The organism is Kluyvera sp. (assembly GCF_965301105.1).
Map to the genome: position 1 here is coordinate 1 of NZ_CBDKZX010000076.1, position 17,767 is coordinate 17,767.

Sequence of the window (17,767 nt, forward strand, 5' to 3'; positions counted from 1 at the left end):
GCTGGTGCCGCGAAATGCTGCAAAACAGCCCGATGGCGCTGCGCTGCCTGAAAGCGGCACTGAACGCTGACTGCGACGGCCAGGCCGGTTTGCAGGAGCTGGCGGGTAACGCCACCATGCTGTTCTACATGACGGAAGAAGGTCAGGAAGGCCGCAACGCCTTCAACCAGAAACGTCAGCCAGACTTCAGCAAATTCAAACGGAACCCGTAATGCGTAGCGCGCAGGTTTATCGCTGGCAGATTCCAATGGACGCGGGTGTGGTGCTGCGCGATCGGCGGCTGAAAACCCGCGACGGGTTATTCGTCTACCTGCGTGATGGCGAACGGGACGGCTGGGGAGAAATTTCCCCACTGCCGGGCTTTAGCTGCGAAACGTTGGACGAGGCGCAGTCTGTGCTGCTGGCCTGGGCCGACGCCTGGCGGCAGGGCAGTGACGCGCCGTTGCCCGACGTGCCTTCCGTGGCGTTTGGCATCAGCTGCGCGCTGGCGGAAGTCAACGATGTGCTGCCGTTGGCGGCAGACTATCGCGCGGCGCCGCTGTGTACCGGCGATCCTGACGATCTGGTGCTGAAGCTTGCTGAGATGCCCGGTGAGAAAGTGGCGAAGGTGAAAGTGGGCCTGTACGAAGCGGTACGCGACGGCATGGTGGTCAACCTGCTGCTGGAAGCGGTGCCTGAGCTGACGCTGCGCCTTGACGCCAACCGCGCCTGGACGCCGTTGAAAGCCCAGCAGTTCGCCAAATACGTTAATCCGCATAACCGTTCCCGGATTGCCTTCCTCGAAGAACCCTGTAAAACCCGTGACGACTCGCGCGTCTTTGCCCGGGAAACCGGCATCGCGATTGCCTGGGACGAAAGCCTGCGGGAAGCGGATTTTCGCTTTGCGGCTGAACCGGGCGTGCGGGCGGTGGTCATTAAACCAACGCTGACTGGCAGCCTGGCGCGGGTGAAAGAACAGGTCGACGCGGCGCATGCCCTTGGGCTGACGGCGGTCATCAGCTCTTCTCTCGAATCCAGTCTTGGGCTGACCCAACTGGCGCGCATTGCCGCCTGGCTGACGCCGCAGACCATGCCGGGTCTCGACACGCTGAATCTGATGCAGACGCAGCTGATTCGCTGTTGGCCGGAAAGCCCGCTGCCGTGCGGCGCGATTGAGGATATGGAGCCGTTACTGTGACTTTCACAACCTGGCCATGGCGACACTGGCGCGCGCGACGCGACGGGAAGATAGCGCTGCGTTTTGATAATGAAAGCCTGAACTGGTCAATGCTGTGCCAGCGCGTCGATCGTCTCGCGGCCGGGTTTCAGGCGCAGGGCGTCAAGGCCGAGGATGGCGTGGCGCTGTGCGCGCGTAACAACGCGGACGCCGTGCTGGCCTGGCTGGCGCTGCTCCAGTGCGGCGCGCGAATTTTACCGCTCAACCCACGCCTGCCTGCATCGCTGGTTGGCGAGCTACTGCCGGCTCTCACCCTAAGCCACATCCTGAATCTTGATGCGCAAGCGCATTACGGCCTCCCGGCGCTCAGCCTGCAAGAGGCGGAGGAGTATCGCGAGGTGGAGTGGCAGGCGGATCGTCTGGCATCGATGACATTAACCTCCGGTTCGACAGGATTGCCGAAGGCCGCCGTACACCGCTGCGCGGCGCACCTAGCGAGCGCGGAAGGGGTATTGAGCCTGATACCGTTCGGCGAAAATGACGGTTGGCTGCTGTCGCTGCCGCTGTTTCATGTTTCCGGGCAGGGCATCTTCTGGCGATGGCTGCTGGCGGGCGCGCAGATGGCGGTCAGCGAACGTCCATTAGCCGAGGCGCTGGCGCATTGCACCCATGCCTCGTTGGTGCCGACGCAGCTGTGGCGACTGCTGAACGACAATCAACCGCTGTCCCTGAAGGCGGTATTGTTGGGCGGTGCGGCCATTCCTGCCGAACTGACCGAACAGGCGGCAGCCCGAGGGATTCGCACCTTTTGCGGCTACGGTCTGACCGAATTTGCCTCTACCGTTTGCGCCCGCGAGGCCAACGGTGGGGACGATGTGGGCGCACCGCTGCCGGGCCGGGAGTTGCGCCTGGTGGACGGCGAAATTTGGTTGCGGGCCAGCAGCATGGCGGCAGGCTACTGGCGCGATGGGCGTTTAGCGCCGTTAGTCAACGCCGAAGGCTGGTTTGCCACCCGCGATCGCGGCGAGCTGCATGACGGTCGGCTGCGGGTGATTGGCCGCCTGGATAACCTGTTTTTCAGCGGCGGCGAAGGTATTCAGCCGGAAGAGGTCGAGCGGGTTATCGTCCAGCACCCTTTGGTGAATCAGGTGTTTGTTGTCCCGGTGGATGACGCTGAATTTGGTCAGCGCCCGGTGGCGGTGGTGGAGGGCGAACCTGCGCTGGATTTACCGCAGTTGGCCGCCTGGGCAAAAGATAAACTGGCCGGTTTCCAGCAGCCTTGCCGTTGGCTGCGCTTGCCCGAAGCGATGACAAGCGGCGGCATAAAAGTCTCACGACATCAGCTGACCCTCTGGGTTGCCACACAGTTATCCTGATCAATAATAAATTGCAGCTATTTTGTGAATAATAAACATCATTGTTGCGGATGGATGGGAAGTAATTCGTTACAATCCCGGCGATTATTGTCCGTTTCGTACATTGAATCCGCCGTGTATCGCAGTACAATTCAGCGGGTTATGGGGTTTATTTTCGCTTTGCGTGAAAGGAATAAGATGAAAAAGAGCGTGTTATTGAGTCTGGCGGGGCTGATGTTTGTCTCTGCGTCAGCGAGTGCGATCAGTTTTAACGGTCAGGCCGGTAAAGATTATACCAACCTGGGCTTTGGTCTGGGCACCGAAACGTCGGGCCTGGCATTAACCGGTAACTGGACGCACAACGACGACGACGGCGACGTCGCGGGTCTGGGCCTTGGGCTGAATATCCCGCTGGGTCCGTTCCTGGCGACCGTTGGCGGTAAAGGTATCTACACGAACCCGAACGACGGCGACGAAGGCTATGCGGCAGCGGTTGGCGGCGGCCTGCAGTGGAAAATTGGCGACAGCCTGCGTCTGTTCGGCGAGTACTACTACTCTCCGGATTCCCTGTCCAGCGGCATCGACAGCTACACTGAAGCCAATGCGGGCGCGCGTTTCACTCTTATGCGTCCAATCAGCATTGAAGCGGGCTATCGTTACCTGAACCTGGCGGGTAAAGACGGCAACCGCGACAACGCCGTGGCCGATGGCCCGTACGTTGGCGTCAGCGCATCATTCTGATTTTCTCCGGCGCAGCGTCCGCTGCGCCAGTTTTCTCTTCTTAAATCCTTCGCTTGCGTTATAGTTAATCGTCCTCTTTTTATTGGAGAAAGTGATGATAACGGTAGAGATGCTGTCCACCGGTGACGAAGTCTTATCGGGGCAGATCGTCGATACAAACGCAGCCTGGCTTGCCGATTTTTGTTTCCAGCAGGGTATTCCGTTGTCCCGCCGCAATACCGTGGGGGATAACCTGGACGATTTAGTGGCGATTCTGCGCGAGCGTAGCACGCAGGCTGACATCCTCATCGTCAATGGCGGCCTGGGGCCGACCAGCGATGACCTCAGCGCTCTGGCGGCCGCCACCGCGAAGGGTGAGTCGCTGATTCTGCACGAGGAGTGGCTGGCGTTTATGGAGCGCTTCTTCAGCGAGCGTGGCCGCGTCATGGCGCCGAGCAATCGCAAGCAGGCTGAGATTCCCGCCAGCGCCGAGTTGATTGATAATCCGGTTGGCACCGCCTGCGGTTTTGCCGTTAAGCTCAACCGTTGTCTGATGTTCTTCACACCGGGCGTGCCGTCTGAATTTAAGGTGATGGTGGAACATGAAATTTTGCCGCGCATTCGTCAGCGTTATCCAGTCGGCGAGCCGCCGGTTTGCCTGCGCTTAACCACGTTTGGCCGCTCGGAAAGCGATCTCGCCCAGAGCCTGCAGCATCTCGATCTGCCGCCGGGCGTGACCATGGGCTACCGTTCTTCCATGCCGATTATTGAACTGAAGCTGACCGGGCCGTCGGAACATCGCGAGGCGATGCTGGCGCTATGGCCTGAGGTGCAGAAAGTGGCTGGGGAAAGCCTGATTTTTGAAGGTACTGAGGGGCTGCCTGTACAACTGGCCCGCGTGCTGAAAGAAAAACAGCTGAGCCTGACGCTGAGCGAGCAGTTTACCAGCGGGCTGATTGCGCTCCAGCTCTCTCGCGCCGGTGCGCCGCTGCTGGCGAGTGAAGTGGTGCCTCCGCAGGATGAAACACTGGCGCAAACCGCACGTTGGGCCGCCGAGCGGCGGGTGAATCATTTTGCCGGGCTGGCTTTGGCAGTGAGCGGGCTGGAGAGCGAGCACATTAACTTTGCACTCTCGACGCCGGAAGGCACTCACGCGCTACAGGTGAAGTTCAGCAATACGCGTCATGGTCTGGCGATACGCCAGGAAGTGTGCGCCATGATGGCGCTGAACATGCTGCGTCGCTGGCTCCACGGCAAACCGGTGGCCAGCGAACATGGCTGGATTAACGTGGTTGATTCGCTGGTGCTGTAAGCGCCCGATGGCGCGTTGTTTTCCCCCTCTCCCTTTCAGGGAGAGGGCCGGGGTGAGGGTAATCATGCGTTAACCAATCCGCCCATTTCCCCTCACCCTAACCCTCTCCCCAAAGGGGCGAGGGGACCGTTGGGGCGTAGCTTATCGGGCCAACGCCCGGGCCAGCAGTGTAATTGGATGCTCGCATCGCTTGCTGGTGGACATCTCAATCTGCCATTTACAGGTTTCGCAATCGGTGATCACCAGATCCGCGCCGCTGGCCTCAATTTGGGCAAACAGCGGCGCGCCTATCGCCTGCGATGTCGGGTAGTTCTCGCTTTTGAAACCATAGGTTCCGGCAATACCGCAGCATTGCGATTCGAGCACCTGAAGCTCCAGACCCGGAATTTGCCGCAGCAGTTCCAGCGTATACAGCGACCAGCCCATTTTCTCCATATGACACGGCGTGTGATACACCACCTTCAGCGGTAATGGTTTGAGCGGCAGCTTCGCGCCGTCGTCCAGCTTGCGCCACAGCCAGCGCGTGGCCAGCTCAATGCTGTCGCGCAGGCCGTGATTATCAACTTCCAGCAGATGCGGATACTCATCGCGTAGCGTAAACGTGCAGGTGGATGAGGTTGCCAGCACCGGCAGATGGTTTGTCTCGATGGCTTCTCGCAGCGAAGCGACGTTGGTTTGCGCCTGACGCCGCGCTTTATCAAAGAAGCCGTTAGCAATCAGCGGCACGCCGCAGCACTTCTCTTTGCTGAGCAGCTGCACGCCGATGCCCATCGCGTTAAGCACGCCAATCAGATCGAACCCCAACTGTGGGTGGTTGTAGTTCACGTAACAGCCGTGAAAGAACGCCACCTGTTCAGCATATTGCGCTTGCTGCGCGGCGATCCGCTGATAGCGGCGACGGAAGCTGCCGAAGGAGTATTTTGGCAGGCTGCGGCGATGGTCGATTTTCAGCGCGGTGTCCAGCAGCTGGCGTACCGGCTTCAGGCCGGTGGTGGCGTTGACGATGGGCGCAAACGGCGTGGAAAGCGTACCCATCAGATCGGTATGGCTGAGAATCGCATCGCGCAGGCCGGGTTTTTGTTGGCTATAGTCGGCGCGCGCGCGCTGGATAATATCGCCGATTTTCACATCGGAAGGGCAGGCCACTTCGCAGCGCTTGCAGTTGATGCAGTACTTGAGCGCTTCATCGTACAGCGCGCTGTCTTTACGCCGCAGGCGTTCGCCATCTGGCCCCGCCTGTTTTGGCCCAGGATAGCGCGGGTTGACGCGGCTCACCGGGCAGACGGTGGTGCACACGGTACATTTGATGCAGTTTTCAAAACTTTGCTGGTTCATGCTTCACCTCCCGCCAGGCCGATGATCTGTTTGGCGGCATGCAGGGCGGTCGCGGCACAAACGCCGCCGCCGCAGCCTTGGGCAATCGGATCGTAGCCGCCTAATACTGAACCAATGGCGAACAGGTTCAACACGGTTTTCCCGTGCAATGCGGGGCGCAAGGCGTTATCGACGATGACACCAGACTGCTGCCATGGCTGCGGATCAAAAAAATCGTCGCGATACCAGGCGGCGCGCGGCGCGGGCTGCATAATATCCAGCCCCAGCACTGACTCGCGAATCCCGTCGCGCTCGGCGGTTAAGCCGTTGCTGAAAAAGCTACCGCTGGCCAGTACGGCAAAGCGCGGGCGCAGCGGTATATCGCCGTGATTACGCGTCCAGATAGCCTGAATCTCCCCCTCGACGTGGCTGACGCGTACCACCTCGTCGCCTGCCATCCAGGTACCGCCGAGAGCGATAAACCGCCGCTGAAGCGCGGCGTGCAGACGCATACCTGGCACCGAGGGCGGCAGCGTAGGCAACAGAAATAATGCGCAGGGCAGGCTGGCGTTGAGCCAGTCAAACAGTGCGGTATCGCGCAAACCAAAGACGGCGGGCATGAGCAGCGCGTCTTGCCCAGCACACAGCGGCAGTAATGCTTCATACAGGGGATGCCAGAGCGCTTTTTCATCGAGCACGCGGGCAATACTGGCGGCGCGAAACTCGGTAGGGTTGTCGCGCAGTACGTCCAGTTCCGGCAGATCGATTTCAGCGGTATCGACCGCCAGCCCCTGGTGTTGCAGGGATTCGGCCGCCAGATGCGGCTGGAAATCCAGAAAGCCGCTGATACCGACCACGCGAAGTGAACCTGTCGCCAGCGGCGCAACTGGCACTTCAGCCGGGCTGAGCCAGGCGGGGCGTAGCGTGCCGAGCGGCGTGACGCGCTGGTGTGGCTGCGCTGCGTGACCCTGCATTTTGATACCGCAATCGCTCAGCAGCGTCTGCGTTTGCTGCGCATAGTGCAGCACATTATCGCTGCCCAGTTTGGAATAAGGATGCTGTGGCGACTGGGCGGCCAGTAAGGCCAGCCCTGTCGCTGGATCATCGACCCGTTGGCCGTCGGGCAGCGCGCTGAGCAAGTCCAGCGATCCGGACGAAAAATGCAGCGCGCTCTGGCCGCGCGTGACGATTGCACAGCGAAGCCCTGCCTGCTGTAGTCGTATTCCGCACAGCAGCCCGGCCAGCCCACCGCCGATAATCACGCTATCAAATTTCATGACTGGACTCCTTGTCTAAACCACACAGCCCCTGATACACCCAGCGGGTTAGCTCGCTTTCACGTAGCGCATCGCCCCAGGCGATAGGCTGCACGCCTTTCCAGCGTTCGTTGAGAAAATCGGACAGCTGCTCCAGCGACTGCGCAGCGGTGGTAACGTTATAGCGATGCAGCAAGCCGCTCGCCCGACATGCGCAGAGTTCCCCCTGGCAGGTCCCCATGCCGACCCGCGTACGACGGCGCAAATCCAGCAGATTATTGACCGCCAGATTTTCCACCGCGTACTGCACCTCACCCGCGGTCACCGCTTCGCATTCACACACCACGCTGCGGTGCAGGCGGCTGTTGCCAAGCCACTCCGGGGTGCGATCGCCGTGGCGATAAACCGCCGAGCCGCGCAGCGGCGCGGGCAGCGAAATCATGCGCTGCAAGGTTTTTTCCGTAGACTCCTGCGAACCGGGCAGCGGCGTGTCGGCGGTGACGCAGGGGCGATGATGATTCAGCTTGCGGCAGACGGCATCGGTGGCCCATTCCGCCATCAGGCGATAGGTCATCAGTTTGCCGCCGGTAATAGTGATAAACCCTTCCAGACCATCGCGCTCGGCGTGGTCCAGCAGCACAATACCGCGGCTGACGTTGCGTCCGCTGGGATCGTCGTCGCTGGCAACCAGCGGGCGCACGCCGCAGTAGGCGCGCAAAATACGCGTACTAGCCATGCGCGGGGCCAGTTTTTCCCCTTCACGCAGCAGGATGTCCACCTCGTCAGGCGTGACGCGGCAGCGATCGATATCGGCATAATCAATGTGTGTCGACGTAGTGCCAATCAGCGAAATGGTATCGCCAGGCACCAGAATATCGGCGTCGGCCGGCGGGCGACAGCGGTTGATCACGTGCTGGTTCATCCGGCTTTCGAAGATCAGCAGCGATCCTTTGGCCGGGAACATGCGGATGCGTAAATCGGCATATTCCGCGATGCGCTGGCCCCAGATGCCGGCGGCGTTAACCACCACCGGCGCATGCAGTTCGCACATTTCACCGCTGCGGTGATTCAGCAGCGTCACGCCCTGTATGCGATCGCCGTGGCGGATAAGGCCCATCACTTCATGAGCGGTCAGAATAGAGGTGCCGTGTTCGCGCGCGTCGAGCATATTGGCAGCGGTCAGGCGGAAGGGGTCTACTATGCCGTCCGGCACGCGTACCGCACCGACTAACGCGGGGTTGACCGACGGTTCCATTCTTCTGGCCTGAGCAGGGTCGATGGCTTCTGCGTCAATGCCTGCGGCGCGGCAGGCGTTGATAAAGGTGTGTTGGTACTGGAGGTCATCTTCCGGCAGGGTGATGAACAGGCCGCTGGTTGGCTCGATGCAGTGGCGAGCAATACGGCGCAGGATCTGGTTTTCGCTGATGCATTCGCGTGCGGATTCGCTGTCGGTGACCGCATAGCGCGCGCCGCTGTGCAGCAGGCCATGGTTACGCCCGGTGGCTCCGGTGGCGATATCAAAGCGTTCAACCAGCGCAGCCTTCAGGCCGCGCAGGGCGCAGTCGCGGGCAATACCGGCGCCAGTGGCGCCGCCACCGATAATAATGACGTCAAAATCACGTGCAGAGGCGCTGTCCATTATGTGTCCTCAATGTTCGTTTTAAGCACATTAAGTCACATCACTAATATAAATTGTTTGATATCGAACATATTCGAGCATTTATCGAAAGCATTACTGCGCGTTTTGCGGCATATATCGACTTTCTTAAAGGCTTCCGTCGTGAGCCAACTGGTGCAAGCATGCGAGCAGCCGTTGCAACGGACTCCCTTCGATCGGCGGTTCGCGGGCGATCAGTGAAATCTGGCGATAGAACGCGGGCTCCAGCGGCACGGAATGCAGCGGCTGCGCCAGCGTTTTGAGCGTCAGTTCCGGCAGAAGCGCGATGCCCAGCCCCTGGTGGATAAAGCTCATTGCGGTGCTGGGGTGGTTAAACTCGTATTTGATTTGCGGCGTCATATTCATGCCCGCAAACAGCGCCATGATGCTCATTTCGTAACGCCCTTTACTGACGATAAGCGGTTCGTCGCGCAGTGCGCTGAGCGAGACCTGCTTTTGCGCCGCAAAAGGGTGATTCTCGGGGACCACGACGGTAAAACGGTCTTTATATATCGGCGTGACAAACATACCTTCGACCGGAATATGCACAAAACCCGCGTCGATATCATTATCGCGAATTGCCTCAATAATTTCCGCGCTGTTGGCTTCATGAGGAACAATTTTAATATTCGGATGATGCTGTTCAAAATAGCGCACCACGGCGGGCAGCATGCTGGCGCAAATACTCGGGAAGCAGCCAATCCGTAGCAGGCGCTGCGGGGTCTTTTTTTCCTGTTCGGCAATTTCTTTCACCGCGTGAACTTCGCTCATTAAGCGGTGCAGGTGAGCGACGATACGCTCGCCCGCGGGCGTCAGGCAAATCGCTTTACGCCGCTCGCGTAGCATAATAGCGACACCTAACTCCTCTTCCAGCGCGGAGATGGCCTGGCTGACTGCCGATTGCGTCATAAACAGACGTTTACCGGCCTCGGTGAATCCGCCGCACTCCAGCACCGTCAGCAGCGCGTTGATTTGCGTGAGTGTCATTAGTTATCTCTAATTAAACTTATTAAAATGATTAATTTTACTAATTAAATAATGATGCCTATTATTTTTCAACGGACTTAATCACAAAATTACGCACGCGATCATTTTTATTTGTGATGCATTATTGAATTTATATATTCAAGGTGAATGTATTGCCGCGCGCCGTAGGGACAAGGTTGCCAATCAATGAAAGAAAAATTATGGACTAAAGATTTTTGGGCCATCACGATTATTAGCTTTATTATTTTCTTCGTGTTTTATGTCCTCCTGACGTTACTCCCTATTTATATTGCCGATATCCTGCACGCCACCGCCGATAAGGCCGGCCTGTTGGTCACGTGCTTCCTCGCCGCTGCGATTGTTGTGCGCCCCTTTGCCGGGCAGTGGGTAGGAAAATATTCGAACAAAACGATTCTGATGCTTTCCTCTCTGGCGTTTTTGGTTGTCACCGCGCTGTATCCATTTTGCCATTCTATTGAAGCGCTGCTGTTTATTCGCGTGCTACACGGAATAACCTTCGGGATTATTACGACGGTAAAAGGGACCATCTCCGCGCGGTTGATACCCGCCTCCCGACGTGGGGAGGGCATCAGCTTTTTCTCTTTAGCGATGGGGCTGGCGATGGTCGTGGGGCCGTGGATTGGCCTGAACATGGCGCGCCATAGCGCATTCAGCCAGGCGTTCTGGATGTGTACGGCGGTGGCGGCGATTGGTATTGTGTTGTCATTGATTGTCCGTGTACCGCCGGTGATTCGTCATGCGGACGGTTCGCAGCCGAAGCTCGGCTTCTCCGCCATGTTTGATAAAGCCGCGATGCCGTTTGCCATGGTCACCTTCTTTATGACCTTCTCCTACGCTGGCGTCTCGGCCTTCCTGGCGCTGTATGCCCGTGAGCTGGACCTGATGGCCGCCGCCAGCAACTTCCTGCTGTGTTACGCGGTGTTCCTGATGATCTGCCGCGCCTTTACCGGTAACGTTTGCGACCGAAAAGGGCCGAAGTATGTGGTCTATCCTTGCCTGTTGGCCTTCACCGTCGGCCTGGTGGTACTGGGCTATACCCACGGCAGCGTGTCGATGATTCTCGCTGGCGCGCTGATTGGCATCGGCTACGGCTCGGTAACGCCCATCTTCCAGACGCAGATTATCAGCTCGGTTGAACCGCATAAAATTGGCGTGGCGAACTCGCTGTTCTTTAACGCGATGGATGCCGGGCTGGCGATTGGCGCGTTCGTGATGGGGCTGATGGTGGAAGGGGTCGGCTACCGGGCGATTTACCTGGTCGGCGCGGTGCTGGTGGTGCTGGCGGGCGCGCTGTATATCGCGCAGATGAAACGCCGTGGCGCGATGCCGTTAGTTAGCGCACACGAAGTGCACTAACCGTTACATCTCAATTTCGATATCACCTTTTGCCCTGCAGCAGCAGGGCAAAATTTCGTCCGGCTGAATAAAGGCCAGCGGTTCGGTCAACCAGTCAACCTGACCGGAGACCAGCCGCGTGCGGCAGGAGCCGCAGTAGCCTTCGCGACACTGGTACTCCACCTCAACATTGTGAGACTCCAGCGCCGCCAGCAGGGACGGGTGTTCATCCTGGCACAGCAACCGTGTGCCAGTGATGCGCAGAAAAACGCGGCTCATATCAAAGCTGGAAGTTGCTGAGATCGTCAGTATCGACTTCCGAGTCAATCTGCCCAACCAGGTAAGAGCTGACTTCCACTTCCTGCGGCGCGACCTGCACGTTATCAGACACCAGCCAGGTGTTGATCCATGGAATCGGGTTGGAGCGCGTCTGGAACGGCAGATCCAGACCGACCGCCTGCATGCGGATATTGGTGATGTACTCAACGTACTGGCACAGAATGTCTTTGTTCAGGCCAATCATTGAGCCGTCGCGGAACAGATAATCCGCCCACTCTTTTTCCTGCTGGGCGGCCTGCACGAACAGGTCGTAGCACTCTTGCTTGCACTCTTCGGCAATTTCCGCCATTTCCGGGTCATCCGCGCCGCTGCGCAGCAGGTTCAGCATGTGCTGAGTGCCGGTCAGGTGCAGCGCTTCGTCGCGGGCGATCAGACGAATGATTTTGGCGTTGCCTTCCATCAGCTCGCGCTCGGCGAAGGCGAAGGAGCAGGCAAAGCTGACGTAGAAGCGAATGGCTTCCAGCGCGTTGACGCTCATCAGGCAGATATACAGCTTTTTCTTCAGCTCGCGCAGGTTCACGGTCACGGTTTTGCCGTTAACGGTGTGGGTGCCTTCGCCCAGCAGATGCCAGTAGCTGGTCATCTCGATCAGGTCGTCGTAATAGCTGGAGATGCCTTCGGCGCGTTTCTGAATCTGTTCGTTGGTGACGATGTCATCAAACACAATCGCCGGATCGTTGACGATGTTGCGGATGATGTGGGTGTAGGAGCGCGAGTGGATCGTTTCGGAGAACGCCCACGTTTCCACCCAGGTTTCCAGCTCAGGAATCGAGATCAGCGGCAGCAGCGCTACGTTCGGGCTACGGCCCTGAATGGAGTCCAGCAGGGTCTGATACTTCAGGTTGCTGATGAAAATGTGCTTTTCGTGTTCCGGCAGCGCCTGATAGTCAATGCGGTCGCGGGACACGTCAACTTCTTCCGGACGCCAGAAGAAGGAGAGCTGTTTTTCAATCAGCTTTTCGAAGATGTCGTATTTCTGCTGGTCGTAGCGTGCCACGTTGACCGGCTGGCCAAAGAACATCGGCTCTTTGAGCTGATCGTTTTTCGTCTGTGAAAAAGTGGTGTATGCCATTGATGTCAATCCTGTCTGGAGAGTAATGCCGGATGGCGTTTACTTACCTGCTTACAATATCATCGCAAATAAATCCGTACACCGAAAAGGGTTTTGGTTGGTACGGAAAGCAAGGCCGGGTCAGCGTAGCGCTGCCCGGCAATCGTTATTAGATCTTACAGGCGCCGCTTTCGCAGCCATCGTCCTGAATGGACGGCACCAGATCGTCCTGCGCATCTTCCGCACCGTCGCGGGTGTTTTGATAGTACAGAGTCTTCACGCCAAATTTATAGGCGGTCAGCAGGTCTTTAAGCAGCTGCTGCATCGGTACTTTGCCTGACGGGAAGCGCGTCGGGTCGTAGTTGGTGTTGGCGGAAATCGCCTGGTCGATAAACTTCTGCATAATGCCGACCAGCTGCAGATAGCCATCGTTGTTCGGCATTTCCCACAGCAGCTCGTAGGCGTTGCCCAGGTGTTCGTAGTCCGGCACAACCTGACGCAGAATACCGTCTTTCGACGCTTTGATGCTCACGTAGCCGCGCGGCGGTTCAATACCGTTGGTGGCGTTGGAGATCTGCGAAGAGGTCTCGGACGGCATCAGCGCGGAGAGCGTGGAGTTACGCAGGCCGTGGGTCTTGATGGACTCACGCAGCGCTTCCCAGTCCAGGTGCAGCGGCTCGTTGGTAATCGCATCCAGGTCTTTCTTGTAGGTGTCGATCGGCAGGATACCCTGGGCATAGGTGGTTTCGTTGAACCACGGGCACGCGCCTTGCTCTTTCGCCAGCTCGTTAGAGGCCTTCAGCAGGTAGTACTGAATGGCTTCGAAAGTCTGGTGGGTCAGGTTGTTGGCGCTGCCGTCGGAGTAGCGCTTACCATTTTTGGCCAGCCAGTAGGCGAAGTTGATGACGCCGATACCCAGCGTACGACGACCCATCGCACCGCGCTGTGCGGCTTTAATCGGGTAGTCCTGGTAATCCAGCAGGGCATCGAGCGCACGCACGGCCAGCACGGCCAGCTCTTCCAGTTCAGCAAGGCTGCCGATGGCGCCCAGGTTGAACGCCGACAGCGTACACAGGGCGATTTCGCCGTTTTCGTCGTTCACGTCGTCCAGCGGTTTGGTCGGCAGGGCGATTTCCAGGCACAGGTTAGACTGGCGCACTGGCGCAACGGCCGGGTCAAACGGGCTATGGGTGTTGCAGTGGTCAACGTTCTGAATGTAGATACGGCCAGTAGAGGCACGTTCCTGCATCATCAGCGAGAACAGGTCGACCGCTTTCACGCGCTGTTTACGGATGCTGTCGTCGTTTTCGTATTTCACGTAAAGACGCTCAAATTCGTCCTGGTCGGCGAAGAACGCATCGTACAGCCCCGGGACGTCGGACGGGCTGAACAGGGTGATGTCGCCGCCTCTCAGCAGACGGGTGTACATCAGCTTGTTGATCTGTACGCCGTAGTCCATGTGACGCACGCGGTTACCTTCAACGCCGCGGTTGTTTTTCAGCACCAGCAGGCTTTCCACTTCCAGATGCCACATTGGGTAGAAGAGGGTTGCCGCGCCGCCGCGCACGCCGCCCTGCGAACAGGATTTCACCGCGGTCTGGAAGTGCTTGTAGAACGGGATGCAGCCGGTGTGGAAGGCTTCACCGCCGCGAATCGGGCTACCCAGCGCACGAATGCGGCCAGCGTTGATACCGATACCGGCACGCTGGGAAACGTATTTCACAATCGCGCTGGAGGTGGCGTTGATGGAGTCCAGGCTGTCGCCGCACTCGATCAGTACGCAGGAGCTGAACTGACGGGTTGGGGTACGCACGCCGGACATAATCGGCGTCGGCAGCGAAATTTTGAAGGTGGAAACCGCATCGTAGAAGCGCTTCACGTAGCTCAGACGGGTTTCACGCGGGTAGTTGGAGAACAGGCATGCCGCCACCAGAATATAGAGGAACTGCGCGCTCTCGTAGATTTCGCCGGTGACGCGGTTCTGGACCAGATATTTGCCTTCCAGCTGCTTAACGGCAGCGTAGGAGAAGGTCATGTCACGGTCGTGAACGATAAACGAGTCCATCTGCTTGAACTCTTCTTCCGTATAGTCTTCCAGCAGATGATTGTCGTATTTACCCAGGTCAACCATGTTTTTCACGTGGTCAAACAGCGCCGGCGGCTCGAACTGGCCGTAGGCTTTTTTACGCAGGTGGAACACCGCCAGACGCGCGGCCAGGTACTGGTAGTCCGGCGCTTCGCGAGAGATCAGGTCAGCAGCGGCCTTAATAATCGTTTCATGAATGTCAGACGTTTTAATTCCGTCGTAGAACTGGATGTGCGAACGCAGTTCGACCTGAGAGATCGACACGTTATGCAGCCCTTCCGCCGCCCAATCCAGCACGCGATGAATTTTGTCGAGGTTAATGCGCTCTGTGCGGCCGTCACGCTTCGTCACCAGCAGACTCTGATTCATGTGATTTTTACCTGTCCGTGAAAAGGAAAATATCCCCCGATTTATCCACAATTCCGGTAGTCGTAAAACCTGTGGATAAATACTACATGTAGGGGTTCGTTGATTAATTGAACGCTATATGGTGAGTATTCTAGTCTGGATTCTTTTGAGTACAAGGGTTGATTTTGGCGTTAAATTGAGGTTGATAAAGCGTAAAAAAGGCTAAGTCCACGGCGCATAAGGGCTGGCGGGGATGTCAATAATATGCAAAAAAAAATGAAAATTTGATCGAGTGCTGATTTCTTCGGCGAAGAGAGAAATTGCGCAAATGATGCAGCGCAATTTCGTCGTAGTGACAATACTAATGATTGGTAGGCCTGATAAGCGAAGCGCCATCAGGCATTGCTGTCGGAATCATTGCCGGATGGCGACGCTGGCGCGTCTTATCCGGCCTACAGAGCGTGTTGGCTGCTTATTCGGCTTTTGCCGTGGTGTGCAGCATATAGTTAACGTCAACGCCCGGCGCCAGCTTGAAGCTGTTGGTGATTGGGTTGTAGTGCAGACCAATCATATGGCGCTCTTTCAGCACGGTCTGGTCAACCCAGCTCAGCAGTTCGGCAGGCTTGATGAATTTCTTCACATCGTGCGTCCCCTTCGGCACCATGCGCAGAATGTATTCCGCGCCGACCACCGCCATCAGCCAGGACTTGCCGTTACGGTTAAGAGTAGAGAAGAACACCTGGCCGCCGGGTTTTACCAGCTGCGCGCAGGCTTTCACCACCGACTGCGGGTCCGGCACGTGTTCGAGCATCTCCATGCAGGTCACCACATCATACTGACCGGCATGCTTTGCAGCGTGCTCTTCAACCGTCTCCTGGACGTATTCGACGGGAATACCGGTTTCCAGTGAGTGCAGCTTCGCGACCTGCAACGGCTCAAAGCCCATATCTAACCCGGTGACCGTCGCGCCTTCACGCGCCATGCTTTCGGCCAGAATGCCGCCGCCGCAGCCAACATCAAGCACCTTTTTACCGAACAGGCCGCCAGAACGTTCGGCGATATAGCCCAGACGCAGCGGGTTAATGCGGTGCAAAGGCTTAAATTCGCCTTCCAGATCCCACCAGCGTGACGCGACGGCCTCGAATTTGGCGATCTCTTCGTGGTCAACGTTATGCGCTACCGCAGCTTTTTCGGCATTCATAGGTGTTCCTGCTCCTTATTTCATTATTGTCTGCGAGTATATCAGCACCGACGCGCGAATAAAGCGTCTGGCAGGTGCTAATGGGTTTACCTGTCTTTACGCTAATGTGTTATAATTTGCGACCTTTGAATCCGGGAATACAGTAGAGGGATAGCGGTTAGATGAGCGACCTTGCGAGAGAAATTACACCGGTCAACATTGAGGAAGAGCTGAAGAGCTCCTATCTGGATTATGCGATGTCGGTCATTGTTGGCCGTGCGCTGCCGGATGTCCGAGATGGCCTGAAGCCGGTACACCGTCGCGTACTTTACGCCATGAACGTATTGGGCAATGACTGGAACAAAGCCTACAAAAAATCAGCCCGTGTCGTTGGTGACGTGATCGGTAAATACCACCCGCACGGCGACTCCGCGGTATATGACACCATCGTTCGTATGGCCCAGCCGTTCTCGCTGCGCTACATGCTGGTGGATGGCCAGGGGAACTTCGGTTCAATCGACGGCGACTCCGCCGCGGCAATGCGTTATACGGAAATCCGTCTGGCGAAAATTGCTCACGAACTGATGGCCGATCTCGAAAAAGAGACGGTGGATTTCGTGGACAACTATGACGGCACGGAAAAAATTCCGGACGTCATGCCGACCAAAATTCCTAACCTGCTGGTTAACGGTTCGTCCGGTATCGCCGTAGGTATGGCGACCAACATTCCGCCGCACAACCTGACGGAAGTGATCAACGGCTGTCTGGCCTATGTCGATAATGAAGACATCACTATCGAAGGCCTGATGGAACACATCCCGGGTCCGGATTTCCCGACTGCCGCCATTATTAATGGCCGTCGCGGAATTGAAGAGGCCTATCGCACCGGTCGCGGCAAAGTGTACATTCGCGCGCGCGCGGAAGTGGAAGTTGACCCGAAAAACGGTCGTGAAACCATCATCGTGCACGAAATTCCGTATCAGGTGAACAAAGCGCGCCTGATCGAGAAAATCGCCGAGCTGGTAAAAGATAAACGCGTTGAAGGCATCAGCGCGCTGCGTGACGAGTCTGATAAAGACGGTATGCGCATCGTGATTGAAGTGAAACGCGACGCGGTCGGGGAAGTGGTGCTGAACAACCTCTACTCCCAGACTCAGCTGCAGGTCTCCTTCGGTATCAACATGGTTGCGCTGCACCATGGTCAGCCGAAGATCATGAACCTGAAAGATATTATCGCCGCCTTCGTGCGTCACCGTCGTGAAGTGGTGACTCGCCGTACCATTTTCGAACTGCGTAAAGCACGCGACCGCGCGCACATCCTTGAAGCGCTGGCGGTTGCGCTGGCGAACATCGACCCGATCATTGAACTGATCCGTCGCGCGCCAACACCGGCCGAAGCGAAAGCGGGCCTGGTGGCACAGGCGTGGGATCTGGGCAACGTTTCCGCGATGCTGGAACGTGCGGGCGACGACGCTGCGCGTCCGGAATGGCTGGAACCTGAGTTTGGCGTACGCGACGGTAAATACTACCTGACCGAACAGCAGGCACAGGCGATTCTGGATCTGCGTCTGCAGAAACTGACCGGCCTTGAGCATGAAAAACTGCTCGACGAATACAAAGAGCTGCTGGAACAGATCGCTGAACTGCTGC

15 protein-coding genes are annotated in these 17,767 nt (G+C 57.6%); 7 read left to right on the top strand and 8 right to left on the bottom strand.

The window, feature by feature from the left end:
- From ACW14G_RS18680 to ACW14G_RS18700, 5 genes are all read left to right on the top strand, one after another.
- The coding region (locus tag ACW14G_RS18680; protein ID WP_455648717.1) for an enoyl-CoA hydratase-related protein at positions 1-212 on the top strand (212 nt) is incomplete at its 5' end.
- Positions 212-1,177 (top strand): o-succinylbenzoate synthase, encoded by a 966-nt coding sequence (menC, locus tag ACW14G_RS18685; protein WP_249022986.1) that lies wholly within the window; start codon positions 212-214, stop codon positions 1,175-1,177. The genes ACW14G_RS18680 and menC, both read left to right, overlap by 1 nt.
- Positions 1,174-2,532, top strand: a complete 1,359-nt coding sequence (menE, locus tag ACW14G_RS18690; protein ID WP_249022987.1) for an o-succinylbenzoate--CoA ligase — start codon at positions 1,174-1,176, stop codon at positions 2,530-2,532. Before menC ends, menE begins: the two co-directional genes overlap by 4 nt.
- A gap of 177 nt (positions 2,533-2,709) precedes the next feature.
- Positions 2,710-3,252 carry a YfaZ family protein gene (locus tag ACW14G_RS18695; protein WP_163449043.1) on the top strand — a complete coding sequence of 181 codons (543 nt, stop codon included), beginning with the start codon at positions 2,710-2,712 and terminating at the stop codon, positions 3,250-3,252.
- Between the two features lie 94 nt (positions 3,253-3,346).
- Positions 3,347-4,543: a nicotinamide mononucleotide deamidase-related protein YfaY gene (locus ACW14G_RS18700; RefSeq protein WP_163449042.1), complete on the top strand. Its 1,197-nt coding sequence runs from the start codon at positions 3,347-3,349 to the stop codon at positions 4,541-4,543.
- 141 nt (positions 4,544-4,684) lie between these two features.
- On the opposite strand, the gene glpC is transcribed toward ACW14G_RS18700, so the two are convergent.
- From glpC to ACW14G_RS18720, 4 genes are all read right to left on the bottom strand, one after another.
- Complete coding sequence (glpC, locus tag ACW14G_RS18705) at positions 4,685-5,878, bottom strand: anaerobic glycerol-3-phosphate dehydrogenase subunit GlpC (protein ID WP_163449041.1); 1,194 nt, start codon at positions 5,876-5,878, stop codon at positions 4,685-4,687.
- Positions 5,875-7,134, bottom strand: coding sequence for a glycerol-3-phosphate dehydrogenase subunit GlpB (gene glpB / locus ACW14G_RS18710; protein ID WP_249022988.1), 1,260 nt, complete (start codon positions 7,132-7,134; stop codon positions 5,875-5,877). Before glpB ends, glpC begins: the two co-directional genes overlap by 4 nt.
- On the bottom strand, positions 7,124-8,752 hold the full coding sequence (gene glpA, locus ACW14G_RS18715) for an anaerobic glycerol-3-phosphate dehydrogenase subunit A (RefSeq protein WP_249022989.1): 1,629 nt from the start codon (positions 8,750-8,752) through the stop codon (positions 7,124-7,126). Before glpA ends, glpB begins: the two co-directional genes overlap by 11 nt.
- Positions 8,753-8,878: 126 nt before the next feature.
- Complete coding sequence (locus ACW14G_RS18720) at positions 8,879-9,757, bottom strand: LysR family transcriptional regulator (protein WP_249022990.1); 879 nt, start codon at positions 9,755-9,757, stop codon at positions 8,879-8,881.
- Between the two features lie 186 nt (positions 9,758-9,943).
- Here ACW14G_RS18720 and ACW14G_RS18725 point away from each other — a divergent pair, with 186 nt between their 5' ends.
- Positions 9,944-11,134: an MFS transporter gene (locus ACW14G_RS18725; RefSeq protein WP_249022991.1), complete on the top strand. Its 1,191-nt coding sequence runs from the start codon at positions 9,944-9,946 to the stop codon at positions 11,132-11,134.
- A 3-nt stretch (positions 11,135-11,137) separates the two neighbouring features.
- Here ACW14G_RS18725 and yfaE read toward each other — a convergent pair whose 3' ends face one another.
- From yfaE to ubiG, 4 genes are all read right to left on the bottom strand, one after another.
- Entirely contained in the window at positions 11,138-11,392 is a 255-nt protein-coding gene (gene yfaE / locus ACW14G_RS18730) for a class I ribonucleotide reductase maintenance protein YfaE (protein WP_106924348.1), read from the bottom strand.
- A gap of 1 nt (position 11,393) precedes the next feature.
- Positions 11,394-12,524 (bottom strand): class Ia ribonucleoside-diphosphate reductase subunit beta, encoded by a 1,131-nt coding sequence (nrdB, locus tag ACW14G_RS18735; RefSeq protein WP_163449036.1) that lies wholly within the window; start codon positions 12,522-12,524, stop codon positions 11,394-11,396.
- A 148-nt stretch (positions 12,525-12,672) separates the two neighbouring features.
- Positions 12,673-14,958, bottom strand: coding sequence for a class 1a ribonucleoside-diphosphate reductase subunit alpha (nrdA, locus tag ACW14G_RS18740; protein ID WP_249022992.1), 2,286 nt, complete (start codon positions 14,956-14,958; stop codon positions 12,673-12,675).
- 451 nt (positions 14,959-15,409) lie between these two features.
- Positions 15,410-16,138, bottom strand: coding sequence for a bifunctional 2-polyprenyl-6-hydroxyphenol methylase/3-demethylubiquinol 3-O-methyltransferase UbiG (gene ubiG, locus ACW14G_RS18745; RefSeq protein WP_064543999.1), 729 nt, complete (start codon positions 16,136-16,138; stop codon positions 15,410-15,412).
- A gap of 161 nt (positions 16,139-16,299) precedes the next feature.
- On the opposite strand from ubiG, the gene ACW14G_RS18750 reads away from it, so the two are divergent.
- Positions 16,300-17,767, top strand: a 1,468-nt coding sequence (locus ACW14G_RS18750) for a DNA topoisomerase (ATP-hydrolyzing) (protein WP_455648718.1), incomplete at its 3' end; no start/stop codon positions are given.